Source organism: Mesorhizobium sp. L-2-11 (assembly GCF_016756595.1).
Taxonomy (GTDB): Bacteria; Pseudomonadota; Alphaproteobacteria; order Rhizobiales; family Rhizobiaceae; genus Mesorhizobium.
This window is the reverse complement of the sequence record NZ_AP023257.1, coordinates 2,924,481-2,949,911: the sequence shown is the minus strand read 5'-3', so window position 1 is coordinate 2,949,911 and position 25,431 is coordinate 2,924,481. Positions and strand designations below refer to the sequence as shown.

Sequence of the window (25,431 nt, the reverse complement as noted above, 5' to 3'; positions counted from 1 at the left end):
CAGGACAGAGGGGGGCGCGAAGGAACTCGGCCTACGCTACATCGTCGCTGCCTTCTCGATCTGGCCGCGGATCTCGCCGTCCTTGTGGGCCGCCGTATGGATGTTGATGTAGTATTTGCCGGCCATCAGGTCGGCAGCCTGCGCGTCGGTCAGGATCGCCGCCCCCTTGAACGGGCTTTTCGGAGCGCCCTTGAACGGGACGACGACGTCGGCATTTTCACCCTTTGCTGCCGGACCGTGAATATGTCCCGCCGTCGCCGGTCCACTGAGACCTGAATACATCACGTTCCAGGTCAGCTGTTTCGTCTCGGTGTTGAAGCCGAGAGTGGCCTCGCCTTTGCCCTCCGTGGTGACGGGTGGATTCTGCTGGGCCCCATCGAGCGTCGCCTTCATCTTCATCAGGTCGGCCAAGGCCGGTGAAGCGCACAGGAAGGAAGCCGAAACGGCGAGCGCCGAAAGCATCGGCGAGAAGGATTGCATGCGCATGGAGATCTCCGTTGTGGCGATGACATCCGCTGAAGCTGGATGCCCCGCAACAACGGTTGTGACGAGCGAATGTTTCCACCGGTAACGGCTATTTTACAACCTAAAAAAGGGGGCGGTCACCCGCCCCTTTTTTTCGAACTGGGGGCGCCAGAGGCCCCGGTTGTTCGCCTCTATCCCTATTTGATCGCCTTGTCGGTGATGGCGGTCGTGTAGGCGCCGGTCGGCTCCTTGCTGATGATCTTCTGGTCGAGCAGCGCCTTAGCGGTGCGCGCGTAGGTCGCCGGGTCGAGCTTGCCGTCGGCATTATCGATCAGCTTGGCGACTTCGCCCATCATGCGCTTCTGGTGGTTCTCGTCCTGGCCGCCATTGTCCATGACGATTTCGGCCGCCTCGTCGGAATTGTCGACGGCGTATTTCCAGCCCTTCATCGAGGCGCGCACGAAACGCACCATCTTGTCCTCGAAGGCCGGATCCTTGAGCTTGTCCTCCAAGGCATAGAGCCCGTCCTCAAGCAGGTCGTTGCCCATGGCCGAGTAGTTGAACACGATCAGCTCTTCCGGCTTGTAGCCGGCATCGATGAGCTGCCAGTATTCGTTGTAGGTCATGACCGAAATACAATCCGCCTGCTTCTGGATCAGCGGCTGCACGTCGAAACTCTGCTTCAGCACGGTGACGCCGTCCGGGCCGCCGTCGGTCTTCAGGCCGAGCTTGTTCATCCAGGCGTAGAACGGATACTCGTTGCCAAAGAACCAGACGCCGAGCGTATGGCCCTTGAAGTCGGCTTCGGTCTTGACCGGGCCGTCCTTCGGGCAGACCAGCTGCATGCCGGCCTTCTTGAACGGCTGGGCGATATTGACCAGTGGCACCCCCTTTTCGCGTGCGGCCAGCGCGCCGCCCATCCAGTCGACGATGACGTCGGCGCCGCCACCGGCGATCACCTGCTCGGGCGCGATATCGGGACCGCCCGGCTTGATCTCAACGTCGAGACCCTCGGCCTCATAGAAGCCCTTGTCCTTGGCGACGTAATAGCCGGCAAACTGGGCCTGCGTGACCCATTTCAGCTGCAGCGTCACCTTGTCCGCGGCGATCGCCTGAAACGCGGCAAGCGACATCGCGCCGGCCAGCATCGAAACAACAAGTCTTTTCATGCTTTTACCCTCTGGAGTTAAGTGTTTACCCTTTTAGGACCAGGACCTTTAAACCGACCCCTGATGCCAAACCCGCCACCGCCCTATCCACCACGGACGGAGGGATGCCAAAACGTGACTGCTCTCTCGAGAAGAGCGACCACGCCATAAAAGACCGAACCAGCAAGTGCTGCAACTGCGATTTCGGCCCAGACCATGTCGATATTCATCCGCCCGACTTCGGTCGAAATCCGGAATCCCATGCCGACCACGGGCGTGCCGAAGAACTCCGCGACGATGGCGCCGATCAGCGCCAGCGTCGAATTGATCTTCAGCGCGTTGAAGATGAAGGGCGCTGCCGCCGGCAACCGCAGCTTGAACAGCGTCTGCCAGTAGCTCGAGGCATAGGTGCGCATCAGGTCGCGCTCCATATGGCCGGAGGCGGCAAGCCCGGCGACGGTGTTCACCAGCATCGGGAAGAAGGTCATGATGATGACGACGGCGGCCTTCGACTGCCAGTCGAAGCCGAACCACATGACCATGATCGGCGCCACGCCGATGATCGGCAGCGCCGACACCATATTGCCGATCGGCAAAAGCCCGCGGCGCAGGAACGGCACGCGGTCGGCCGCGATGGCGGCGATGAAGCCGGCGCCGCTGCCGACGATGTAGCCGAAGAGAACCGCCTTGAAGATGGTCTGCCGCACGTCGGCGGCCAGCACCGGCAGCGAATTGGCGATGCGCACACCGATGGCGCTTGGCGGCGGCAGCAGGATGAAGGGAATGCCGGCGCCGCGCGTCACCGCCTCCCAGATGATCAGGATCCAGGCGCCGAAGATCGCCGGAATGATCAGCCGCAAAGCGGTCGCCGCAAAGCGCGAGGCCGGGCGAAGCGCCGACAGCACCGTCACGCAGCGCCAGGCCAGAAGCCATGCCGCGGCAAGCAGCAGATAAAACGACGCGCGAGCGGTGCCCTCATTGCCGGTTATGCCGGCGAGCAGCAGCCACGCCGCGCCATGCGCGCCAAGGAAGAGCAACACCACCCCGATTGCCGGCGGAAAATGATCGGCCCCGATTGCCAGAAGCAGCAACAAGAAAATCAAAGCCGGAGTCCCTATGCCGTAACCAGGCGTGGCATCGACAAGCGGCCAAAGAAGCAGCGCCACGGCAAGCAGGGCAAGCGCAGCATACCCTTGCCACGAGCGGGGCGTGATCGACGAAAGGCTGAGGCGATCGCTCATGCCGGCCTCCCGCCCATGGCGCGGTCGACGATGCGACCGGCGATGCCGACCATCATAACCAGCAGCGCCGCCACCACCGAGCCGGCCACCAGCGCCGACCAGATATCGATGGTCTGGCTGTAATAGGCGCCGGCAAGCAGCTTGGCGCCGATGCCGGCGACGGCACCGGTCGGCAGTTCGCCGACGATGGCGCCGACCAGGCTGGCCGCCACCGCCACCTTCATCGAGGTGAACAGGAACGGCACCGATGCCGGCACCCGCAGTTTCCAGAAGGTTTGCGAGGCGCTGGCATTATAAGTGTGCATCAGGTCGAGATGGGTGAGTTCGGGCGAACGCAGCCCTTTGACCATGCCGACCGCCACCGGGAAGAACGACAGATAGGTCGAGATCAGCGCCTTCGGGATCAGCCCGGTGACGCCGATCGCCGCCAGCACGACGATTATCATCGGCGCCACCGCCAGGATCGGAATGGTCTGCGAGGCGATGATCCACGGCATCAGGCTGCGGTCGAGCGTCGCCACATGGACGATGCCGACGGCAATCAGGATGCCGAGGGCCGTGCCGAAAGCGAAGCCGAGCAGCGTCGAGGACAGCGTCACCCAAGCATTGTAAACAAGGCTGCGATTGCTGGTGACCTTGCGCAGAAACGTGTTCTCGAAGAAATTGACCGCCACCTGATGCGGCGCCGGCAGCGTCGGCTTCGGCTGCGACATCGTCTTGCCGATGAATTCCACAATATCAGGCGTTTGGTTAGCACGGCGGTCGAGATCGCGCTGGAACGGCGCGTTGAGGATAACGGCGAAAACATACCAGACGACCACCACGCCCGCGAGGATCGAGGTCACCGGGATGAGCTTGTCGCGAAAGGAGTCCATCAGCGGGCCTCGGACGACTGGCGCACACTTTGCGTTACGCGAGCGGGTAACCACGGCTTCGTCATCCTAGGGCGGAGCCGCCGCGAAGCGGCGGGCGTAGACCCTAGGATCCATTCCGTGACCTCGGCCGAATGGCCCAACCGGTCTAGAATATCCGCCAGCCAAGCCTCGGCAGCCGACGTTCCCTTAAGACAGGGAGCTATGTTCCGTACCATTGCAAAGCGCGAAGGTAACGGCATGGATCCTAGGGTCTGCGCCGCGTCGCTTCGCTCCTTGCTTCGCCCTAGGATGACGAAGGCGTGGTTGGCCGCGATCTCGATGAACGCCGCTTCGCGACTGCCCCGCCCTAGGATGACGAAGGCGTGGTTGGCAGCGCTCTCAATGAACGCCGCTTCGCGGCGGCTCCGCCCTAGGATGACGAAAGCATGGGTGGGCCTACCACCCCCATTGGGGAGAGGAGAAACCACCTCAATCCTCATAGCTGTGCCCTGCCCTGAGCCCGTCGCGCACCCGCGCGGCGATCGCCAAAAACTCCGGCGTCTCGCGAATGTCGAGTGGCCGCTTTTTCGGCAATGTCGATTCGATGACGTCGCTGACGCGGCCCGGGCGCGGTGACATGACGATGATGCGCGTCGAAAGGTAGACCGCCTCGGGAATCGAATGGGTGACGAAGCAGATGGTCTTGTTGGTCCGCTCCCAAAGCTCCAGAAGTTGTTCGTTGAGGTGGTCGCGCACGATCTCGTCGAGCGCGCCGAACGGCTCGTCCATCAACAGAAGATCGGCATCGAAGGCCAGTGCCCGCGCGATCGAGGCACGCTGCTGCATGCCGCCGGAAAGCTGCCACGGGTATTTCTGCTCGAAGCCGGACAGGTTGACCAGATCGAGCGTGCGCTTGATGCGCGCCGCCTGCTCTGCCTTCGACAGGCCGATGATCTCCAGCGGCAGCGCCACATTGCGCTCGATGGTGCGCCACGGATAAAGTGCGGCCGCCTGGAAGACATAGCCATAGGCGCGGCTCTGGCGCGCCTGCTCGGGCGTCATGCCGTTGACGGCGATGCTTCCCGATGTCGGTTTCTCCAGATCGGCGATGACCCGCAGCAAGGTCGTCTTGCCACAGCCGGACGGCCCGATGAAGGAGACGAATTCGCCCTTGCCGATGGTCAAGTCGACATTCGACAGCGCCTGCACCGGACCGTCACTGGTCTGGAAGGTCAGGCCAAGCTTGCTTGCCGAAACGACGGCTGGCGACTGTCCGGTCATAGGCCGCAGCCTGGCTTCTCGCGTCGCCCCCGCGCCGGCCGGACTCCCGTTGCTTTTGCCAAAATGCTGCTTACCACTTATCTTGTCCCACTCGATCGAGAGTTTGCCCGATGTCGTCCAAACCCACCTGCCATCTTATCCGCCCCGAAAGCTCTTATGAAGGCAAGCAGGGACTGAGTTATTTCACCGGCATCGCCGCCGAGACGGTCGGCTCTACCGGCATCTGCATGCACCTGCTCACCATGCCGCCCGGTGCCCGAGCCAGGGCGCATATGCACGAAAGCCATGAGACGGCGATCTATGTGCTCTCGGGCGAGGTCCATACCTGGTATGGCGACCGGCTCGAGCAGCAGATCGTGGCCAGGGCCGGCGACCTCTTCTACATTCCCGCCGGCGTGCCGCATCTGCCGGCCAATCTGAGCGCCAGCCCGGCCTCGGCGGTCATCGCCCGCACCGATCCCAACGAACAGGAAAGCGTCGTCCTGCTGCCGGAACTGGATGGGCTGGTCGCCTGATAAGCGGCCTACCCGCCGACCAATTGGCATCGGGCATCGAGACAGCGCAATCGCTTCAGGTTTGCGCTGCCCCAGAGGGGCGGCGCCGACTTCGGCAATCACTAGCACCGGGACAGTACCGTCCTTGCGCAAGCTCACACCCCGGTCGCCGGAATACCTGATCGTTCCACCTTGCGCGGCGCGGAGATTTCCTTCCAGGTCGACAGCGCCCGGTTGACTGCGGCATTCGGCTCGCGGCCGACGAACTCGCCATGGCCGGGTTTCGCCTTGACCTCGTCCTCCTGGATCGACAGTTCGCCGCGCGAAAAGACGAAGCGCGGCAGGCCGGTCACCTCAAAACCTTCGAAGACGTTGTAGTCGATCACCGACTGCTGCTTCTTGGCCGTGATCGTCTTCTCGCGCTGCGGGTCCCAGACGACGATGTCGGCGTCGGCGCCTTCGACGATGGCGCCCTTCTTCGGATACATGTTGAGGATTTTGGCGATGTTGGTCGATGTCACCGCGACGAACTCGTTCATTGTCAGCCGGCCGGTGTTGACGCCGGTCGTCCACAGCACCGGCAAGCGGTCCTCGAGCCCGCCGGTGCCGTTCGGAATTTTTGTGAAGTCGCCCAAGCCGTTGCGCTTCTGGCTGGTGGTGAAGGCGCAGTGGTCGGTCGCCACGACTTGCAGCGAGCCGGCCTGCAGGCCGGCCCACAGCGAATCCTGGTGCAGTTTGTTGCGGAACGGTGGGCTCATCACGCGGCGTGCGGCATGGTCCCAGTCCTTGTTGAAATATTCGCTCTCGTCGAGCGTCAGATGCTGGATCAGCGGCTCGCCGAACACCCGCATGCCTTTCTGCCGCGCCCGGCGAATGGCTTCGTGGGCCTGCTCGCAGGAGACATGCACGACATAGAGCGGCACGCCGGCCATGTCGGCGATCATGATGGCGCGATTGGTCGCCTCGCCTTCCACTTCCGGCGGCCGCGAGTAAGCGTGCCCTTCGGGGCCGTTATTGCCGGCGGCCAGCAGCTTCTGCGACAGCGCCGCCACCACGTCGCCATTCTCGGCATGGACCAGCGGCAGCGCGCCAAGGTCGGCGCAGCGCTGGAACGACGAATACATCTCGTCGTCGTCGACCATCAGCGCGCCCTTGTAGGCCATGAAGTGCTTGAACGAGGTGATGCCCTTGTCGACGACAGTGGCCATCTCGTCGAACACCTGCTTGCCCCACCAGGTGATCGCCATGTGGAAGGAATAGTCGCAGGAGGCTTTCGAGGTCTTGTTGTCCCACATCTGCAGGGCCTCGAGCAGCGACTGCTGCGGCGCCGGCAGGCAGAAATCGACGACCATCGTGGTGCCGCCGGCAAGCGCGGCGCGGGTGCCGCTCTCGAAATCGTCGGCCGAATAAGTACCCATGAACGGCATTTCGAGATGGGTGTGCGGATCGATGCCGCCCGGCATCACATAGCAGCCGGTGGCGTCGAACTCGTGGTCGGCATGCAGGTCCGGCCCGATGGCGATGATCTTGCCGTGCTTGAACAGCACGTCGGCTTTCCAGCTGCGATCGGCGGTGACGATGGTGCCGTTCTTGATGACTTTGGACATTTTTTTGTTCCCTTGTTTATCTCGCGCTTCTTGGTGAGCGGCGTTCGGAATCCTGGATGCTAGCTCACCCCACGATCACCGCTGTCTCCACCACCGCGTGGAACAGCACGTCGGCGCCGGCCGCCGCCCATTCCTTGGTGATTTCCTCGGCCTCGTTGTGCGACAGCCCGTCGACGCAGGGGCACATCACCATTGCCGTCGGCGCGACGCGGTTGATCCAGCAGGCGTCGTGGCCGGCGCCGGAGACGATGTTGCGATGCGTATAACCCAGGCGCTCTGCCGCATCCCGCACAGCCTTGACGCAGCCCGGATCGAAAGTCACCGGATCGAAATGACCGACCTGGTCGATTTGATATTTGATGTCGAGCGCTTCGCAGATTGTGTCGATGCCTTCGCGGATGCGCCCGTCCATGGCGTCGAGCACTTCCTTTTCCGGCGAGCGGATGTCGATGGTGAACATGGTGCGGCCGGCGATGATATTGCGCGAGTTCGGATAGACCTCCATGTGGCCGACCGCGCCGACGGCGTCGGGCTGGTAGTCCATGGCGATCTCGTGCACCAGCTCGATCACCCGCGCCATGCCGAGCCCGGCATTGCGGCGCTTCGGCATCGGCGTCGAGCCGGTATGCGCCTCCTTGCCGGTCAGCGTCACCTGCAGCCATTTCAGTCCCTGGCCATGGGTGACGACGCCGATGTCTATGCCCTCGTCCTCTAGGATCGGGCCTTGCTCGATATGCAGCTCGAAGAAGGCGTGGATCTTGCGCTCACCGACTTTCTCGCTGCCTTTCCAGCCGATGCGTTCGAGTTCCTCGCCGAACTTCTTGCCGTCCTTGTCGACATGCTCGTAGACGTCGGCTTGGTCGAGGACGCCGGCGAATACGCCGGATGCCATCATCGCCGGCGCAAAGCGCGCGCCTTCCTCGTTCGTCCAGTTGGTGACGACGATCGGATGTTTTGTCTTGATGCCGAGCTCGTTGAGCGAGCGCACGATCTCCAGGCCGCCGAGCACGCCAAGCACGCCGTCATACTTGCCGCCGGTCGGCTGGGTGTCGAGATGGCTGCCGACATAGACCGGCGGCAGATCGGGCTCGGTGCCCTCGCGGCGGGCAAACATCGTGCCCATCTCGTCGAGGCCCATTTCAAGTCCCGCCGCCTCGCACCAGCGCTTGAACAGCTGCCGCCCCTCGCCGTCCGCGTCGGTCAACGTCTGGCGATTATTGCCGCCGGCAATGCCGGGGCCGATCTTCGCCATCTCCATTATCGAATCCCACAAACGATCTGAATTGATTCGCAGATTCTCGCCCGGAGCGGCCATTTTCTAAAACCTCATCGATTGCGCAGCGTCCCCCAAGGAAAGCTGCGCCGCGTTTCTCAATCCACCGCCCTCAGCACTTCACGCACATGGTCGATCAATTCGTTGATCTGGCCCTTGGTGATGATCAGCGGCGGCGACAGCGCGATGATGTCGCCGGTGGTGCGGATCAGCGCGCCGCGCTCGAACGCTTTCACAAAAGCCGAGAAGGCACGCTTGGTCGGACTGCCGGGGATGGGCGCCAGCTCGATCGCGCCGATCAGGCCGATGTTTCTGATATCGATGACGTTCGGCTCGCCCTTCAGCGAATGCAGCGCGTCTTCCCAATACGGCGCCAAATCCTGGCCGCGGGTCAGCAAGCCCTCTTCCTTATAGGTGTCGAGCGTGCCGAGTGCTGCCGCACAGGCGATAGGATTGCCCGAATAGGTGTAGCCGTGGAAGAACTCGATCATATGCTCGGGGCCGGTCATGAAGGCGTCGTGGATTTCCTTCCTGACGAACACCGCGCCCATCGGAATAACGCCGTTGGAGACGCCCTTGGCGGTGGCCATGATGTCGGGAGTGACGCCGAAATAGTCGGCGGCAAACGGCGTGCCGAGACGGCCGAAACCGGTGATGACCTCGTCGAAGATCAAAAGGATGCCGTGCCTGGTGCAGATCTCGCGCAGCCTCTCGAGATAGCCCTTCGGCGGCAGGATGACGCCGGTGGAACCGGCCACCGGCTCGACGATGACCGCCGCGATCGTCGAGGCGTCGTGCAGCGTGACGATGCGCTCCAGTTCATTGGCCAATTCCGCGCCATGCTCGGGCACGCCCCTGGTGAACGAGTTCTTCTCGGGCAGGTGGGTGTGCGGCATGTGGTCGACGCCGCCGAGCAGCGTGCCGAACATCTTGCGGTTGGTGACGATGCCGCCGACCGAGATGCCGCCGAAATTAACGCCGTGATAGCCGCGCTCGCGGCCGATCAGGCGGGTGCGCGAGCCCTCGCCTTTGGCGCGGTGATAGGCGATCGCCATCTTCAGCGCGGTCTCGACCGATTCCGATCCGGAGTTGGTGAAGAACACGTGGTCCATGCCCTGTGGCGCCAGGTCGACCAAACGGTTGGCCAGTTCGAAGACGATCGGGTGACCCATCTGGAACGCCGGCGCGTAGTCGAGCTCGGCGGCCTGGCTCTGGATCGCCTCGGTGATCTTCGGCCGGCAGTGGCCGGCATTGACGCACCACAGGCCGGCGGTGCCGTCTAAAACCGTGCGACCGTCGCTCGTCGTGTAATGCATATCCTTGGCGGACACCATCATGCGCGGCGCTTGCTTGAACTGCCGGTTTGCCGTGAACGGCATCCAGAATGCGCTGAGATCGTTCGGCGTGACTTTCAGCCGGTTGGACATGACCAAGACTTCCCCTTGTAACCTGTTTCGGTGCGGCTAACGCTTGGTCTTCCCGACACTTGGTCTCTGCTGCGTTTTCGTGCTACGCAAATTTTGACCGATTGGACAAACGTTAGCACCGCCCTGTCGGCGGTCAAGGGATTACTAGCGGAAATGCGGCAGCTGAGGCGCGCTCCACAGGCCGGAGAAAAACTGGTCCAGAGAATTGGTCCAGATGGCTCTCCAACCCAGGCTATGCCGCAGTGACGGCCGACATGGGAATTCCCGTTCCTCGCCGTACCCGCATCCAGCAGGAAAAGCGCGAGCTGATCCTGGAGGCGGCGCTCGAGGTGTTCTCGACCAACGGCTTTCGCGGCTCGACCATCGACCAGATCGCCGAAGCCGCCGGCATGTCTAAGCCGAACCTGCTCTACTATTTCCGCCGCAAGGAGGATATCCACGAGACGCTGATGCAGCGGCTTCTGGATACCTGGCTGGCGCCGCTGCGCGAACTCGACGACATCGGCGACCCGCTGACCGAGTTGCGCAGCTATATCAGGCGCAAACTCGAAATGGCGCGCGATTTCCCCAGGGAAAGCCGGCTGTTCGCCAACGAGATCCTGCAGGGCGCGCCGCGCATCATGCCGATGCTGGAAGGCGAGCTGAAGACGCTGGTCGACGAGAAGGCCGCCGTCATCAAGGGCTGGATGCGCGCCGGCAAGATCGCGCCCACCGACCCCTGGCACCTGATCTTCTCGATCTGGGCGACGACGCAGCACTATGCCGATTTCGACGTTCAGGTCCGCGCCGTGCTCGGCCCCGACCGCGGCGGCGACGGCCGCTTCGAGGACGCGGCAAGGTTTCTCGAACAATTGTTCATCGACGGGTTGAAGCCAAAGGGCTAATTCTCGTTTCGTCATCCTGGGGTCTGCGCTGCGATAAAGTTTGACCTGTTTGACCGGTGCCGGACGTCCCATCTTCCACTCAGAGCAATGACATGGAGGCTCCGAGCATGGAACTGAAAGACAAGACCGTCCTCATCACCGGGTCGACCGACGGCGTCGGCCGCGTCGTCGCGCAAAGGCTCGGCGCCGATGGCGCGCGGGTCCTGGTGCATGGTCGCGATGCGACACGGGGCAAGGCGACGGTCGCCGAGATCGAAGCCGCCGGCGGCAAGGCCGAGCTTCTCGTCGCCGACCTCTCGTCCCTGGCCGAGGTCCGCCGCCTCGCCGAGGCCGTGCACGCCAGGACCGACCGACTCGACATTCTCATCAACAACGCCGGCATCGGTACCGCAGGCACCAAACGACAGGTCAGCGCCGACGGCTACGAGCTGCGCTTTGCCGTCAACTATCTCGCCGGCTTCCTGCTCACCTCAGAGCTTCTGCCGCTGCTCAAGGCGAGCGCGCCGGCGCGCATCGTCAACGTCGCCTCGGCCGGCCAGCAGGCGATCGATTTCGACGATGTCATGCTGACCCGCAACTACGACGGCGTGCGCGCTTACTGCCAGAGCAAGCTGGCGCAGATCATGTTCACCATCGATCTGGCGCAGGAACTTAAGAACACGGGCGTCACCGTCAACAGCCTGCATCCGGCAAGCTACATGAACACCACCATGGTCCGGCAGGCAGCCATCATGCCTTGGAACTCGGTCGAGACCGGCGCCGACGCCATCCTCAACCTTGCCACGTCGCCCGCGCTCGAAGGGCGGAGCGGCCTCTATTTCGACGGCCAGAGGGAATCTCGCGCCGATCCGCAGGCCTATGACGCAAAGGCAAGGCAGCAATTGCGGACATTGAGCCTTGACCTCGTCGGGCTCCCCTCCCCGATATCGAAGGAACGGCATTCATGACTGAGAAATGCCGTGATCGTCGGCGGCTCGGCGCGGAAGCTGCTTGGCCCGGGTATGAAGGCGACCATCACCGGCTCAAGGGTGCATGGCGCTGCCTTGGCGGGGCTGGGCTATCGATTGCCGCATAGTGCATGTCACCCACAACCTGCCGTCGGGCTTTGACCCGAGGGTGCGCAGCGGTAGGATAACGACATGCATAAAACGAGCGGTATCGCACGCTGTTCGAAAAGGCTCAATCGGACGTCAGGCCGGGCCAGAAGGCCAGCGCCATGAGCCCGACGATAATGGCATACCATACCGCCGTATGGGCTGCCTTCATGATCGGCCGCCCCACTTCCCGTGCCAGGTTCGGATGCAGCGGGTCATACATGACCTTTACCGCCGCTCCGACCGAACCGGTCATGTTATTGACGGGCAAATGCGATTCAAAGCGCCAGATCTTGCCGAGGCGATCGGCGAATTCGATGGTCGGCGTCCTGGGCGAGTCGTCCGACATCTTTATCTCCACCACCTTGCCTGTCACATAGACGCGACGGTGCCGAAGCACGAGATCGCCGTAGGTGTGGGGAACGACAAGCACCAGGAAAAAGAGACCGCAGACGAAGCACCAGAGTTGGATATCGCTCGGAAAATAGCCGAATGTTTCGGCAAGCGCCCGAAGCGGCGAGAGCGCGAGGTGAAAGCCTGCGAAACGCTTCCCCAGAAGCTATTCCAGCTTTGCTCCATAAAGGCTCCGAGAAACGAAACTGAGCCAATCATACGAGGCAATCGCAACGGAGCGATTAATGCGCAGATGACAATTCATACCATATCGGCTGGGCGATTCTCCTTAAAGCGCCTGGCCCATCAGCGCTAGAAATCCCCCGGTCAACGCCACGTTGCCGACAAAGCCGTTGATGCGCGACGCGCGCTCGGACCCCTGATGATCCCAGAAATTGTGGAACATCGGGGTGGCGACAATTAGGAACAGTACCAGGCACAGAGCGGCGGCTGCGGTCCAGACACCTGATATCACCAGCGCTCCGGAAACAACCTGCAGGACGATCCCCAGCCACAGCATCGGCCGCGCCTGCGGCACGCCTCGCGTCGTCATCAGTTGGGTCAGGAAGCCTGCATTCTGGATGTTGCGCAGGCCGGCAAAGACAAAAGCGCCGCCAAGCAGCAGGCGTGCGGCAAGAAGAATCTCATTCTCAAAATTCGACAACATGGTCTTGATCCCAAAGCAAAAAGAGACCGCGGCGTTGAAGGCCGCGCATCCAGTTTCGTCCGCTCAGGCGGCCTTGGCCGCGGCTACCGGATGAATGGCTTGGAAGGGAACGCAGAGCCGGTTCCAGGTGTTGATCATGCCGATCGCTACGGACAGCTTGACCAGTTCCTCTTCCGAGAAGTGTTCAAGCGTTTTTGCGTAGAGATCGTCCGGCACGCCGCTGTCGGCGATCTTCGTCACCACGTCGGTCCACGCGAAGGCGGCGCGTTCGCGCTCGGAAAACAGCGGCGATTCCTTCCAGGCGGAGACGAGATAAAGCCGCTGTTCGGTCTCGCCGTCATGGCGCGCCTCGCGGCTGTGCATTTCGACGCAATAGGAACAGCCATTGATCTGCGACGCCCGCAGCTTGATCAGATGCAGCAGGCTTGCCTCCAGCCCGCACTCGTCGACCGCCTTGTTGACCGCCGATACCGCCTTCATGATTTCCGGCGCCGCGCCGAAGAATTGCAGCCTCTGCTTCATCGTCTTTTTGCCTTTCACTTTTGCTTGGTTGAACTCGATTTCTGCGGTCGCTGATGGCGCTCGACAAAGGCGCAGTTGGCGGCGACCGAACGGGGATCGGCATCGCTCAAATATTCCGCCACGATGTCGGACAGCCGGGCCTCGGCAAGAGCGGCGCGGTAGGCGCGCTCGGCCTTCAGCATCGCGACGCTGATGCCGCAGGGCTTGACATAGGCCGAGGCATCGAGCCTGGCCGGCCCGCGCTGACGGATTTCGCCGCAGCGGAAGGCCGGTTCGCGTCCTTCCACGGCGAGCACGATGTCGAGCAGCGTTATGCGCTCGGCCGGCCGCGCCAGCCGGTAACCGCCCGATGGCCCCGGCACCGATTCCAGGATACCCGACGCCGTCAGCGCGTTGAGATGCTTGAGCAGATAGCTCGGCGACACGCCGAAAGCTTCCGCCATGGCCGCACCCGGCATGGTCGCCGCGCCTCCGACGCCGGCAAGCATTGCGGCGCAGTGGATGGCCGCTTCAACGCCCTCGCCCAGCTTCATTGTTCTGAGTCCCAATTCATAGATATATCTTATCGTGGATAAATTTTATCCGCAATTAAGAAATGTCCCACTTTGGCGGGTGCGCCGCCCCTTTATTGCCCTGCGGGCGCCACTGCAGGACTTGGGTTCCTCGCCCCCGCGGAGCGGGGGAGAGGTGGCCCGGCGAAGCCGGGACGGATAGGGGGACGACAGTCGCGAAGCCAGAACCGGTGAAGGATGGGGCGCGAGCATAATGGGCCATCAGGAGCCTTGAACAGTTCCCAGCCGCCGCAGGGCCCCTCTCCGTCCCGGCTTCGCCGGGCCACCTCTCCCCACTTTGTGGGGCGAGGAACCCAGTCCTGCGGGGCCGCCGCGCTTGGCGCTCAGCGATTCCTCTTCCCAATGAGGTCCATTTGAACGACCGCCTCGCCCGTCGCTATTCCGCGGCCACCTTGGCCATCGGGTTGTTCGGATGCGTTGTCCAGTTGGCGTAGACCGGCGACACCGGCCTGCCGGTGCGCTGGTCGATCACGCCGGCCGCCAGCGGCTCCATGGTGATGCAGTTCTCGACAGGACAGACATTGACGCAGAGGTTGCAGCCGACGCATTCGGCCTCGATCACCTCGAAATGCCTGACGCCGTCGACCATGCTGGTGATCGCCTGGTGCGAGGTGTCCTCGCAGGCGATGTGGCAGCGGCCGCATTTGATGCAGGCCTCCTGGTCGATATGCGCCTTGGCGACGTAGTTGAGGTTGAGATACTGCCAGTCGGTGACGTTGGGCGTGGCGCGGCCGACGATGTCGTCGAGCGAGGCATGGCCCTTCTCGTCCATCCAGTTTTCGAGGCCGGCGATCATCTCCTGCACGATCTTGAAGCCATAAGTCATCGCCGCCGTGCACACCTGCACATTGCCGGCGCCGAGCGCCATGAATTCGGCAGCGTCGCGCCAGGTGGTGATGCCGCCGATGCCGGAGATCGGCAAGCCGTGCGTTTCCGAATCGCGGGCGATCTCGGCCACCATGTTCATGGCGATCGGCTTCACCGCCGGACCGCAATAGCCGCCATGCGAACCCTTGCCGTCGATCGTCGGTTCCGGCGCGAAACTATCGAGATTGACGCCGGTGATCGAATTGATGGTGTTGATCAGCGACACCGCGTCGGTGCCGCCGGCAAGGGCGGCACGCGCCGGCTTGCGTATGTCTGTGATGTTCGGCGTCAGCTTGGTGATGACAGGCATGCGGGTGTTGGCCTTGCACCAGCGCACCACCATTTCGATGTATTCCGGCACCTGGCCGACGGCGGAACCCATGCCGCGTTCCGACATGCCGTGCGGGCAGCCGAAATTAAGCTCGATGCCATCGGCCCCGGTCTCCTCGACCACCGGCAGGATCGCCTTCCACGCATGCTCCTCGCAAGGCACCATCAGCGAGACGACGATGGCGCGGTCGGGCCAGTCCATCTTGACCTGCTTGATCTCGCGCAGATTGACCTGCAAGTCGCGGTCGGTGATCAGCTCGATGTTGTTCAAGCCGAGCAGGCGGCGGTCGGCGCCCCAGATCGCGCCATAGCGCGGGCCGTTGACATTGACCACCGGCGGCCCCTCTTCGCCCAACGTCTTCCAGACAACGCCGCCCCAGCCCGCCCTGAAGGCGCGGATGACGTTGTAGGCCTTGTCGGTCGGCGGCGCCGAGGCCAGCCAGAACGGATTCGGCGATTTGATGCCGACGAAATTGTTTCTGATATCTGCCATGCTCATGCCCTCCCGTTCGAGGTCAGTGCCCGGTGGATCGATTCGGCCGCGTCGCGGCCTTGCGCGACGGCGGAAACTGTCAGGTCGTCGCCGCCATAGATGCAGTCGCCGCCGGCCCAGACGTTTGGCAGCGAGGTGCGGCCCTCGGCATCGACCTTGATGCGGCCGGCTTCCAGCGCCAGCAAGGCGCCACTGCCGTTGAGCGCAGCCGGGACAAAGCTCTGGCCGATCGCCTTGAACACCTGGTCGGCGGTGAGCGTCAGCCGCTCGCCGGTGCCGACCAGCTTGTCGCCCTCCATCGCCGTATATTCGAGTTCGATGCCCGACACCCTGCCGCCTTCGGTAATGACCCGCTTCGGCTGCAGCCAGTGACGGATGATGACACCGTTGGCGGCGGCCAGGTCCTGCTCGAATTCGGAGGCGTTCATGTGCTCCTGGCCGCGCCGATAGCAGATCGTCACCTCTTCGGCGCCGAGCAGCTTTGATTGCACCGCAGCGTCGATCGCCGTCATGCCGCCGCCGATGACGACGACGCGCCGGCCAACCGGCAGGTTGGCAAGATCGCTGGCCTGGCGAAGCTCCGCAATGAACTCAACCGCATTGGTGACGCCTTGCGCGTCCTCGCCGTCGGCGCTGAGCGCGTTGACGCCGCCAAGCCCCATGCCGAGGAACACCGCATCGTAATTCCTGGTGAGGTCCGACAGTTGGTAGTCGCGGCCAAGCGCCTTGCCGTTCTGGATGTCGATGCCGCCGATCGAAATGATATAGTCGACCTCCGCCTGAGCGAAATTGTCGATGCTCTTGTAGGCGGCAATGCCATATTCATTGAGACCGCCGGCTTTCGGGCGAGCCTCGAGAATGGTCACGTCATGACCATGGCGGGCAAGCCGATGGGCGGCGGCAAGCCCGGCCGGTCCAGCGCCGACCACGGCGATCGTCTTGCCCGTCGGGGCGGCGCGCGCATAAAACTGCTTGTTCTCGGCCATCGCGACATCGGTGGCATAACGCTGCAGACGGCCGATCTGCACCGGCTTGCCTTCCGCCACTTCGCGCACGCAGACCTCTTCGCACAGCGTCTCGGTCGGGCAGACGCGGGCGCACATGCCGCCCAAAATGTTCTGGTCGAAAATCGTCCTGGCCGCGCCGATCGGATTGCCGGTCGATATCTGGCGGATGAACAGCGGGATGTCGATCGACGTCGGGCATGCGTTCATGCACGGCGCGTCATAGCAGAAATAGCAGCGATCGGACTCGACCAGCGCCTCGTGATGATCGAGCGGCGGATGCAGGTCGGAAAAATTCTCGGCATATTGCTCGGGCGAAAGCCGGCCGCCGGCAATGCCCTGCTTGAAATGACCAGTCGCCATTCCGCTTCCCCATTCCTTGTTGTTTTGGCGAAGGCTAGCACGTTTTGTTTTTTTATCAATTGGTCAATTTTCAGCCAAGCTGCTGAAAAGCCAAGATAAAAACATGATAACCATACTCATGTTTTGGAGCTTCACGCGCGATCACTTGGCACGCATCTCCTGGTCTTTTCGCCTGGCTGTCGGAATTCCGTCGCGAAGATCGTCCTAGATGGATCACGCATGATCGATGACTGGAAACCCCAAGGAGCACGACAATGCCAAAATCCCCGACGTCCTTCTTCTGGTACGAGCTGATGACCACCGATCTCGACGCTGCCGAAGCGTTCTACACCGACGTGGTCGGCTGGAAGGCGCAGCCCTTCGACGGCGCGCCCGGCATGCCGCGCTATATCGTGATGAATGTCGGTGAGCGCGGCGTTGCAGGGCTGATGACGCAGCCGGACGAAGTGCGCAAGGCGGGTATGCCGCCGGCCTGGATCGGCTACATCCATACCAGCGACGTCGACGCCTCGACGAAATCGCTGAAGCAGGCCGGCGGTGCGGTTCATCGCGAACCCGATGACATTCCGGGCGTCGGCCGCTTTGCGGTCGTCGCCGATCCGCAAGGCGCGGTCTTCAACTTCCTGCAGCCTGATGGCCCTGACCAGCCGCCGGTGCCGGCTACCACTCCCGGCCATATCGGCTGGCATGAACTGTACACGACCGACTGGCGCGCCGCGTTCGATTTCTATGCCGGGCAATTCGGCTGGACCAAGGGCGACGCCATGGATATGGGGTCGATGGGCACCTACCAGCTGTTTGCCGCCGGCGGCGAACCCATCGGCGGCATGATGAACAAGCCCGAGCAGGTTCCGGTGCCGGTCTGGCAGTTCTATTTCAATGCTCCCGCAATCGACGCGGCGGCCAAGCGCGTCACCGACAATGGCGGCAAGATCCTGATGGGACCGATGGAGGTTCCCGGTGGCGGCTGGATCGTGATGTGCACGGATCCGCAGGGTGCTCATTTCGCGCTGACGGCGCCGGTGCGGTAGCTGGGCCAGGCGTAACCCGAAGGGCGTTTTGTTTGTCGCGGTTGGCGCTCTACGGCGCCCCCCTCTGTCCTGCCGGACTGTCCGGCAGGACAGAGGGGGGCGCTGTCCCGCCGACCCCGCGCATTTTGGGTAGCCTCCACGATCGTATGCATGCCGCCGGGCGCATGCCAGGTCGAGCCGGAAGTCAGTTCGTCGCGCTCCACAAGCACAATGTCGGTCCAGCCGTGAAGGGCGAGATGGAACAGCACCGAACAGCCGACGACGACGCCGCCAATGACCACGACCTAGCATGCGATTTCATGGATTTTCTCGTTATTTCAGGGAGTTGGAGGGGTGAGATGAATCAGTGCGGGAGGAGCGGGGCCACCCCCCTCTGGCCTGCCGGCCATCTCCCCCTCAAGGGGGGAGATTGGCTGTCACGTTCTCCTTCGCCAATCACCAACGTTGAAAAGAGGGCGGCGGCATTGAAGCTGCCAATCTCCCCCCAAGTGGGGGAGATGGCCGGCAGGCCAGAGGGGGGTCCTCGCAGGCGCACAACGAAGCATCACGGCTCGCCCTGCCCGATCACTTGCCTGCGCCTGGCCACATACGCCTCCAGCGCCTCGCGCACCGCAATATCCATCGTCGGCTCGACATGATCTTCGATCGCTTTCTTCCACAGCCGCGTCGCGCGCGCCGTGGTGTCTAGCCCGCCGGCCTCCTGCCAGGCCTCGTAGTTCTGCCAATTGGAGAGCATCGGCTGGTAAAAGGCGGTGGCATAGCGCTCCAGCGTGTGCGGCTCGCCGAAGAAATGGCCGCCGGTCGGCACCGCACCCAGCGCCTCGACGGCGAGTTCCGCCTCGTTGACTTCGATCGGGCGCAAAAACTCCATCATGTGCTGGATCATCTCGACATCGATGATGAACTTTTCGAACGATGCTGTCAGCCCGCCCTCCTGCCAGCCGGCTGCGTGGTAGACGAGATTGCCATGGCCGAGCACCGCGCCCCACAGCGCCATCAGAGTCTCATAGGCGCCTTGCGCGTCGGCGGCGTTGGAGGCCGAGCCCGGCGTCGTCCGGTAGGGCAGTCCGTAGCGCCGCGCCAATTGCCCGGAGGCGATGTTGGCCTTGGTGTTCTCCGGCGTGCCGAAGGCCGGCGCACCGGACTTCATGTCGACATTGGAGGTGAAGGCGCCATACATGACCGGGGCGCCGGGGCGGACAAGCTGCGTCAAGACCACGCCGAACAGCGCCTCGGCGTTCTGTTGCGCCAGCGCGCCGGCAAGCGTCACCGGGCTCATCGCGCCCATCAGCGTGAACGGCGTCACCGCGACCGATTGGCCGAACTCGGCCATGGTCATCAACCCTTCGGCCATCATTTCGTCGAAGCGGCGCGGCGAGTTGACCGAAATGATGGTGGTGACGCCGGGATCTTCGCACATCTGGTCGAGGCTCAAGCCCCGCGAAATCGCCATCATTTCGATGCCGTCGAGCGCCCTGCCGCGGCCGATCGCCGAGACGTGAAAACTCTTGTCGGTCAGCGTCAGATTGGCGAAGTAGGTATCGAGATGGCGCGAATTGGCCGGCAGTTCCACCGGCGCGCAGACCTGGTTGCCGAGCATGTGGATGCAGTTGAAATGCTGCGCCAGCCGGGTGAGATCGCAATAGTCGCGCAAATTGCCGGCGCGCCGGCCGCGTTCCATGTCATGCACGTTGGGCGGTCCGGCGACGAGCGTGAAATTGATGGTGTTGCCGCCGAGATGAACGGCACGGACCGGGTTGCGCGGCGTCAGCCTATAGCTCGATCGCGTCGTCTTCAGTGCCTCGTCGACCATGCCGTGGTCGATGCGGACAGTCATCGACGCATGATCGACCTTGGCGCCGGCCTTCTCGAACAGCGAAAGAGCCCGCGGGCTCATCACCTCGATGCCGAAATTCTCCAGAATGTGCATCGACGCCTGGTGGATCGCCTCGATCTGGTCGGCCGAGAGAATCGCCATTGGCGGATAGGGATTTGTCACGCGGCGCAACGGCAGTTGCGGAATGGCGGCCGGCCCCCTGTTGCTGGTTCGCTCGGCGCCGCGCTTGCGTCTCGGTTCGTTCATGCGGCGCATCAAAGCGCCGGCACGACGATCGGGCTGTCAGAAATCCGCCACCTGCGGGCGCGATTTTAGCCAAGGCGGCATTTTGACAATTTCGTGCCGACAAAAGCGACGGAAAATGTCGGAATATCTATCCTCGCTATGCCCCGGGCAAAGCAGCCGATGGATCCGTTAAGGAACGCAGCAAGATTCCTTTTATGTTTTCGGCCTAATCCTCTTCCAATGGGCAGGTCGAGTTTTAGTAAAATTGTAGCCGTTACCGTGCTGCTGGCGCTGTCGGCCTGCGCGACGCCGCCAAACCATATCAATGATGTCTGCGCCGTGTTCCACCAGAATGACGGTTGGTTCGACAACTGGCAGGCGGCGGCCGAACGCGCCGAACGCAAGCACGGCGTGCCGGTTCCCGTGCTGATGGCGACGGTGCGCAAGGAATCCGGCTTCAAGAGCAACGCCAGGCCGCCGCGCAAGAAGCTGCTCGGCTTCATTCCCTGGAAACGCGTCTCCAGCGCCACCGGCTTCTCGCAGGCGCTTGACGGCACCTGGGCGCAATATCAGAGCGAGACCGGCAGCTGGGCGGCGCGCCGCACCAGCTTCGCCGATGCCGTCGATTTCGTCGGCTGGTATCATTCCAAGACATCAGACACGCTCGGCGTCGCCCGCAACGACACCTACAATCTCTATCTCGCCTATTATCTCGGCTGGACGGCCTATGGCCGCGGCAACCGCGGCGATGCCGGCGTGCAGCGCTATGCGCGGGCCACCGAGCAGATGGCTCGGGACTACGCCGCGCAGCTACGCCACTGCGCGCCTTGACGGCGCCACGGACCTAACCGTCCGTCAGCTTCGGCCTCTTGCCGTGTGGACGCTGCGGCGGGGCGCCGGCAAAGCCCGGACCGACGCCCTGCGGCGCGTCGTCCGGCACGCCTTCATTGGCGGCATGCTCCTTGTCGAACTTGATCACCGGCTCCATTTTCGCCAGCACGTCGTCGGCAAGCCAGCACAGGCTCATATGACCGTCGCCGAGATTCTTCACCGGCGGCACCTGCGTCTCGCAAAGATTGTCCGGCACGAGCTTCTTGTAGCCGCAGCGGGTCTGGAACGGGCAGCCGGTTGGCGGGTTCATCGCCGACGGGATGTCGCCTTCGAGCACGATGTGCTTCTTGATCACGCTGGTGTCGGCGATCGGGATCGCCGACAGCAGCGCCTCGGTATAGGGATGATAGGGCGGCGAAAAGATCTGGTCGGTCGTGCCCTGCTCGACGATATAGCCGAGATACATGACGACGACGCGGTCGGCGATGTAGCGCACCACCGACAGGTCGTGGCTGATGAACAACATCGTCGTCTTGTTCTTGCGCTGGATGTCCATCAACAGCTCGGTCACCGCCGCCTGCACCGACACGTCGAGCGCCGAAACCGGCTCGTCGGCAACCACCACCTTGGCGTCGCCGGCAAAGGCCCGCGCCACGCCGATGCGTTGCTTCTGGCCGCCTGAAAGCTGGCGCGGCTTGCGGGTCTCGAACGCCCGCGGCAACTTCACCAGGTCGAGCAGTTCCAGCATGCGCTGGCGGCGATCGGCAACGGTGTTGCCGACATTGAACTTTTCCAGCGTGCGGATGATCTGCGAGCCGACCGTGTGGCTGGGGTTGAGCGTGTCGAACGGATTCTGGAACACCATCTGGATCGACGACACCGTCTCGACGCTGCGGTTTTCGACCCCGATCGACTGGATTTGCTGGTTGCCGAGCGTCACGCTGCCGGAGCTTGCCGTCTCCAGGCCGAGCAGCACCTTGGCCAGCGTCGACTTTCCGCAACCGGACTCGCCGACAATGGCGACGGTCTCGGATTCGCGCGCCATGAAGGAGATCGTTTCATTGGCCTTGACGACACGGCCCTCGCTCGAGCCGAACACCTCGCTGCCGCCGACCTTGTAGTACTTTTTCAGATCCTCGATCTTGAGCACCGGCGCGCCGGGCTCGACGCGCTCGTTGACTTTCTTGGCGCCGGGCGGCAGCGCTTCCCAGTCGATCTCGTTGAAGCGCACACAGCGCGAAAAATGGCCTTCATGGCCGTCGACCGCGATCATCGGGATTTCGGCGGCGTTGCAGACGCCCTCGACGAAATGGTGGCAGCGGGGGCCGAAATTGCAGCCCTTCGGCCGCTCGTGCGGCAGCGGCAATTGCCCCGGGATTGAGATCAGAGGCCGCGAATTTTTGTCGGCGCCGGGCAGCGGGATCGAACGGAACAGCCCTTGCGTATAGGGATGGCGCATCCGGTCGAAAACGTCCTTGATCTTCCCGGTCTCCACCGCTTCGCCCGAATACATCACCGTGATGCGGTCGCAGGTTTCCAGGATCAGGCCGAGATTGTGCGACACGAAGATCATCGAGGTGCCGAACTTCTCGCCGAGCCCCTTGACCAGGTCGACGATGCCGGCTTCGACCGTCACGTCGAGCGCCGTCGTCGGCTCGTCCAGCAGCAGCAGCGCCGGCTTCGACAGCAGCGCCATGGCGATGACGATGCGCTGTTGCTGGCCGCCGGAAAGCTGGTGCGGAAACGAGCGCATCATGCGCTCTGGATCGGGCAGCCTGACCGCGCGCACCATTTCCAGCGCGCGCCGATAAGCCTCTTCCTTCGACACCTTGTCGTGGATCAGCGGCACTTCCATCAGTTGCTGGCCGACCTTCATCGCCGGGTTCAGGCTGGCCATCGGCTCCTGGTAGATCATCGCGATCTTGTTGCCGCGGATGGCGCGCAATTCCTCGTCGGACAGTTCGCCCATGTCCTTGCCCTGGAACTTTATCCGGCCGCCGACGATCTTTCCGATGTTGGAGAGGTCGCGCATGATGCCGAGCGACACGGTCGACTTGCCGCAGCCGGATTCGCCGACGATGCCCATCGCTTCGCCAGGCATCACCGTGCAGGAAAAATCCATGACGGCCGGTATCTCGCCCTTGCGGGTGAAGAAGGAGATCGACAGGTTCTCGATCTCGATGATCGGCCCATTGTTCGGCCCATTGGTCGGCTTTGCCGGATTTCGAACTGCCTCATTCATGGGTCGCTCCAATCCTGGTTCTTTCAAGCATATCGGGTCGAGAACCCGTCCATCAATCTTTCATCGATTGCTCACGCAGCGAGTCGGCCAAGAGATTTAGGCCCAGCACGAACGACATCAGCGCGATCGTCGGCGGCAGCGCCGGATGGATGAAGGAGCGCAGCAGCCGGCTGGCATCCTTGATCGCGGTGCCCCAGTCCGGGCTCTCGGGCGCCAGACCGAGGCCGAAATAGCCGAGCGTGCCGAGCAGGATCGTGGTGTAGCCGATACGCAGGCAGGCATCGACGATCAGCGGCCCGCGCGCATTGGGAAGTATCTCCCACAGCATGATGTACCAGGGCGATTCACCGCGCGTCTGCGCCGCCGCCACATAGTCGCGCGTTTTGATGTCCATGACCAGGCCGCGCACGATGCGGAACACGCCGGGGCTGGAGGCGAACACCACCGCCACGAAGATGTTGAGCTGGTTGGGATCGATATGGATGATCCTGAACGGATCGGCATCGAAGACCAGGCCGGCATAGACCCAGCCGCCAACGATCAGCGTCAGCCCCAGGAGGATGTAAAGGCGGTCGGGCCGTTTCTTGTAGCGCGTCCAGAACAGCACGCTGAAGAAGATGATCGGGAACAGGAAGAACAGGCCGGCCATCGCATAGGGTATAGGGGTCTCCATGATGCCCGGCGTCACCAGAAGGTAGAACAGCAGGATCACCGGGAAGGCAAGCACCAGGTTGGCGAGGAATGACAGCACCGTATCGATCCTGCCGCCATAATAGCCGGCCGGCAGGCCGAGCGTGATGCCGACCATCAGCGCAAACCCGGTCGCCGCCGGCGCGATGATCAGCACGATCTGGCTGCCGTAGACCATGCGGCTGAACACGTCGCGGGCAAGCTTGTCGCCGCCGAACAGGTAGACAAGTCCCGATTGCGGCTCGACCGCGCCCGGCAGCGCGTCCTTCATGATCGGGATCTGGACAAGCGGATTGAACGGCGAGACGGTCGACGCGAAGATCGCCGTGAACAGCCAGAATAGGCAGATGCCGACGCCAACGATGCCGACGCTGCTGTCGAAGAGCTGACCGTAGAGGCCAAGCCTCTTCTTGTAGGCGAAGCTCGCCCCCATCACCAGGACGAGAGCGATCCAGACCGGCCAGAAACGCGCAAGCACGCCAAGCACCACATTGAAGGCGCCGATATATTCAAGCTGCATCCGCTCGATCCCCTATTGAACTCTGATACGCGGATTGAGAAACGCGTAGCCGACATCGGAAATGAGCTGCGTGATCAGGACGATGAACACCGAAACCAGGGAGCAGCCGAGCAAAAGATCGATATCGTTGTTGCCGGCCGCCTCGACCAGCGTGTAGCCAAACCCCTGGTAGCGGAACATCACCTCGACGATGACGACGCCGGTGAGCAGCCAGGGAAATTGCAGCATGATGACGGTGAACGGCGCGATCAGCGCGTTGCGCAGCGCGTGCTTGACCACGACGCTGCCGAAGGAGAGGCCCTTCAACCGGGCGGTGCGGATATATTGTTGCGTCATCACCTCGACCATCGAGGCACGGGTCATGCGGGCGATATAGCCGATGCCATAGATCGCCAGCGTCATCACCGGCAAGGTGAAGTTGTAGAAGGTGATGCCCCGGCTGGCGGAAGCCGCCGAACCGTTCAGCAGGCCGAGCCACGAGGCGAAGATGACGGTGAAAATGACGCCGGACACATATTCGGGCGTCGCCGTCGAGGTGATCGAGGCGACCGACAAGGTCCGGTCGGTTCGCGAGCCTTCGCGCATGCCGGCGAGGATGCCGATCAGCAACGAGATCGGCACCATCACCACAAGCACCCAGAACATCAGGATTCCGGTGGCGCCAAGCGCCGGGAAAAGTTTTGACGCGACCGTTGTCTTGAACTTGGTCGAGCAGCCGAAGTCACCCTGCAGCACGCCGGAGAATGTTGGCTCGACAGGATCGTTGCAGAAGGAAAAACGTCGCGCGGGTTTGCCGGTTGCCGGATCTGTGACCGGCTGTTTGGGCACGATACCCAGCCATTGAGCATAGCGGGAGAAGAAATTCTGCCGGTAGCCATGGTTGACCAGCCAGTCTTCGAGCTGCTCGGCCGAGGTGTGCATTTCGGTCTGGCTGATCGCCAGTTTTTTCAGATTGGGGTCGAGATTGATCAGGAAGAACACGACCATCGTCAGGCACAGCATCGTCAATGCCATGGTGCCGAGGCGTCGAAGGATGAAAGAAAGCATGGCGGTCCCCTGCCGGTCTGGTTGGGGTT

23 protein-coding genes and 1 pseudogene are annotated in these 25,431 nt (G+C 62.8%); 5 read left to right on the top strand and 19 right to left on the bottom strand.

The genetic code is table 11. The annotated features are described in order from the left end of the window. Positions 1-36 precede the first annotated feature (36 nt). From JG739_RS14115 to JG739_RS14095, 5 genes are all read right to left on the bottom strand, one after another. Positions 37-486: a CHRD domain-containing protein gene (locus tag JG739_RS14115; RefSeq protein ID WP_202366973.1), complete on the bottom strand. Its 450-nt coding sequence runs from the start codon at positions 484-486 to the stop codon at positions 37-39. Positions 487-662: 176 nt separating this feature from the next. Beyond that, the gene (locus JG739_RS14110; RefSeq protein ID WP_202366972.1) at positions 663-1,634 is read right to left on the bottom strand and encodes an ABC transporter substrate-binding protein; all 972 of its coding nucleotides are present in this window, start codon (positions 1,632-1,634) and stop codon (positions 663-665) included. Between the two features lie 83 nt (positions 1,635-1,717). Beyond that, positions 1,718-2,854 (bottom strand): ABC transporter permease, encoded by a 1,137-nt coding sequence (locus tag JG739_RS14105; RefSeq protein WP_202366971.1) that lies wholly within the window; start codon positions 2,852-2,854, stop codon positions 1,718-1,720. Then, the gene (locus tag JG739_RS14100; protein WP_202366970.1) at positions 2,851-3,729 is read right to left on the bottom strand and encodes an ABC transporter permease; all 879 of its coding nucleotides are present in this window, start codon (positions 3,727-3,729) and stop codon (positions 2,851-2,853) included. Before JG739_RS14100 ends, JG739_RS14105 begins: the two co-directional genes overlap by 4 nt. Positions 3,730-4,197: 468 nt before the next feature. Continuing rightward, entirely contained in the window at positions 4,198-4,989 is a 792-nt protein-coding gene (locus tag JG739_RS14095; protein WP_202366969.1) for an ABC transporter ATP-binding protein, read from the bottom strand. 110 nt (positions 4,990-5,099) lie between these two features. Between JG739_RS14095 and JG739_RS14090 the strand changes: the two genes are divergently transcribed. After that, entirely contained in the window at positions 5,100-5,504 is a 405-nt protein-coding gene (locus tag JG739_RS14090; protein ID WP_202366968.1) for a cupin domain-containing protein, read from the top strand. Between the two features lie 134 nt (positions 5,505-5,638). Here JG739_RS14090 and hydA read toward each other — a convergent pair whose 3' ends face one another. From hydA to JG739_RS14075, 3 genes are all read right to left on the bottom strand, one after another. Further along, entirely contained in the window at positions 5,639-7,090 is a 1,452-nt protein-coding gene (hydA, locus tag JG739_RS14085) for a dihydropyrimidinase (protein ID WP_202366967.1), read from the bottom strand. A gap of 64 nt (positions 7,091-7,154) precedes the next feature. Continuing rightward, positions 7,155-8,405 (bottom strand): Zn-dependent hydrolase, encoded by a 1,251-nt coding sequence (locus tag JG739_RS14080; RefSeq protein ID WP_202366966.1) that lies wholly within the window; start codon positions 8,403-8,405, stop codon positions 7,155-7,157. A 56-nt stretch (positions 8,406-8,461) separates the two neighbouring features. After that, entirely contained in the window at positions 8,462-9,790 is a 1,329-nt protein-coding gene (locus tag JG739_RS14075; protein ID WP_202366965.1) for an aspartate aminotransferase family protein, read from the bottom strand. Positions 9,791-10,044: 254 nt separating this feature from the next. On the opposite strand from JG739_RS14075, the gene JG739_RS14070 reads away from it, so the two are divergent. After that, on the top strand, positions 10,045-10,674 hold the full coding sequence (locus JG739_RS14070; RefSeq protein WP_202367463.1) for a TetR family transcriptional regulator C-terminal domain-containing protein: 630 nt from the start codon (positions 10,045-10,047) through the stop codon (positions 10,672-10,674). Between the two features lie 107 nt (positions 10,675-10,781). After that, positions 10,782-11,621, top strand: a complete 840-nt coding sequence (locus JG739_RS14065; RefSeq protein WP_202366964.1) for an SDR family oxidoreductase — start codon at positions 10,782-10,784, stop codon at positions 11,619-11,621. A gap of 232 nt (positions 11,622-11,853) precedes the next feature. Here JG739_RS14065 and JG739_RS14060 read toward each other — a convergent pair whose 3' ends face one another. From JG739_RS14060 to JG739_RS14035, 6 genes are all read right to left on the bottom strand, one after another. Then, positions 11,854-12,117 (bottom strand): hypothetical protein, encoded by a 264-nt coding sequence (locus tag JG739_RS14060; protein ID WP_202366963.1) that lies wholly within the window; start codon positions 12,115-12,117, stop codon positions 11,854-11,856. Positions 12,118-12,450: 333 nt separating this feature from the next. Continuing rightward, the gene (locus tag JG739_RS14055; protein ID WP_202366962.1) at positions 12,451-12,828 is read right to left on the bottom strand and encodes a DoxX family protein; all 378 of its coding nucleotides are present in this window, start codon (positions 12,826-12,828) and stop codon (positions 12,451-12,453) included. A gap of 63 nt (positions 12,829-12,891) precedes the next feature. Further along, entirely contained in the window at positions 12,892-13,350 is a 459-nt protein-coding gene (locus tag JG739_RS14050; RefSeq protein ID WP_202366961.1) for a carboxymuconolactone decarboxylase family protein, read from the bottom strand. 14 nt (positions 13,351-13,364) lie between these two features. Beyond that, complete coding sequence (locus JG739_RS14045) at positions 13,365-13,883, bottom strand: RrF2 family transcriptional regulator (RefSeq protein ID WP_202366960.1); 519 nt, start codon at positions 13,881-13,883, stop codon at positions 13,365-13,367. 415 nt (positions 13,884-14,298) lie between these two features. After that, on the bottom strand, positions 14,299-15,612 hold the full coding sequence (gene preA, locus JG739_RS14040) for an NAD-dependent dihydropyrimidine dehydrogenase subunit PreA (protein ID WP_202366959.1): 1,314 nt from the start codon (positions 15,610-15,612) through the stop codon (positions 14,299-14,301). A gap of 2 nt (positions 15,613-15,614) precedes the next feature. Further along, on the bottom strand, positions 15,615-16,979 hold the full coding sequence (locus tag JG739_RS14035; RefSeq protein ID WP_202366958.1) for an NAD(P)-dependent oxidoreductase: 1,365 nt from the start codon (positions 16,977-16,979) through the stop codon (positions 15,615-15,617). Positions 16,980-17,233: 254 nt separating this feature from the next. On the opposite strand from JG739_RS14035, the gene JG739_RS14030 reads away from it, so the two are divergent. Further along, entirely contained in the window at positions 17,234-18,010 is a 777-nt protein-coding gene (locus tag JG739_RS14030; protein WP_202366957.1) for a VOC family protein, read from the top strand. Positions 18,011-18,150: 140 nt separating this feature from the next. Here JG739_RS14030 and JG739_RS14025 read toward each other — a convergent pair. Together JG739_RS14025 and JG739_RS14020 are read right to left on the bottom strand one after the other, a co-directional pair. Further along, positions 18,151-18,311, bottom strand: a pseudogene (locus JG739_RS14025) (FAD-dependent oxidoreductase); the annotation flags it as partial. Positions 18,312-18,554: 243 nt separating this feature from the next. Further along, the gene (locus JG739_RS14020) at positions 18,555-20,093 is read right to left on the bottom strand and encodes a trimethylamine methyltransferase family protein (protein WP_202366956.1); all 1,539 of its coding nucleotides are present in this window, start codon (positions 20,091-20,093) and stop codon (positions 18,555-18,557) included. Positions 20,094-20,312: 219 nt separating this feature from the next. On the opposite strand from JG739_RS14020, the gene JG739_RS14015 reads away from it, so the two are divergent. Further along, positions 20,313-20,903 carry a transglycosylase SLT domain-containing protein gene (locus tag JG739_RS14015; protein WP_202366955.1) on the top strand — a complete coding sequence of 197 codons (591 nt, stop codon included), beginning with the start codon at positions 20,313-20,315 and terminating at the stop codon, positions 20,901-20,903. Positions 20,904-20,916: 13 nt separating this feature from the next. Here the strand turns inward: JG739_RS14015 and JG739_RS14010 are convergent, their stop codons facing one another. The 3 genes from JG739_RS14010 to JG739_RS14000 are packed head-to-tail and all read right to left on the bottom strand — an operon-like array spanning position 20,917 to position 25,402. Then, the gene (locus JG739_RS14010; protein WP_202366954.1) at positions 20,917-23,145 is read right to left on the bottom strand and encodes a dipeptide ABC transporter ATP-binding protein; all 2,229 of its coding nucleotides are present in this window, start codon (positions 23,143-23,145) and stop codon (positions 20,917-20,919) included. Positions 23,146-23,197: 52 nt separating this feature from the next. Continuing rightward, entirely contained in the window at positions 23,198-24,355 is a 1,158-nt protein-coding gene (locus JG739_RS14005; RefSeq protein ID WP_202366953.1) for an ABC transporter permease, read from the bottom strand. Between the two features lie 12 nt (positions 24,356-24,367). Beyond that, positions 24,368-25,402, bottom strand: a complete 1,035-nt coding sequence (locus JG739_RS14000) for an ABC transporter permease (RefSeq protein ID WP_202366952.1) — start codon at positions 25,400-25,402, stop codon at positions 24,368-24,370. Positions 25,403-25,431: the final 29 nt, after the last annotated feature.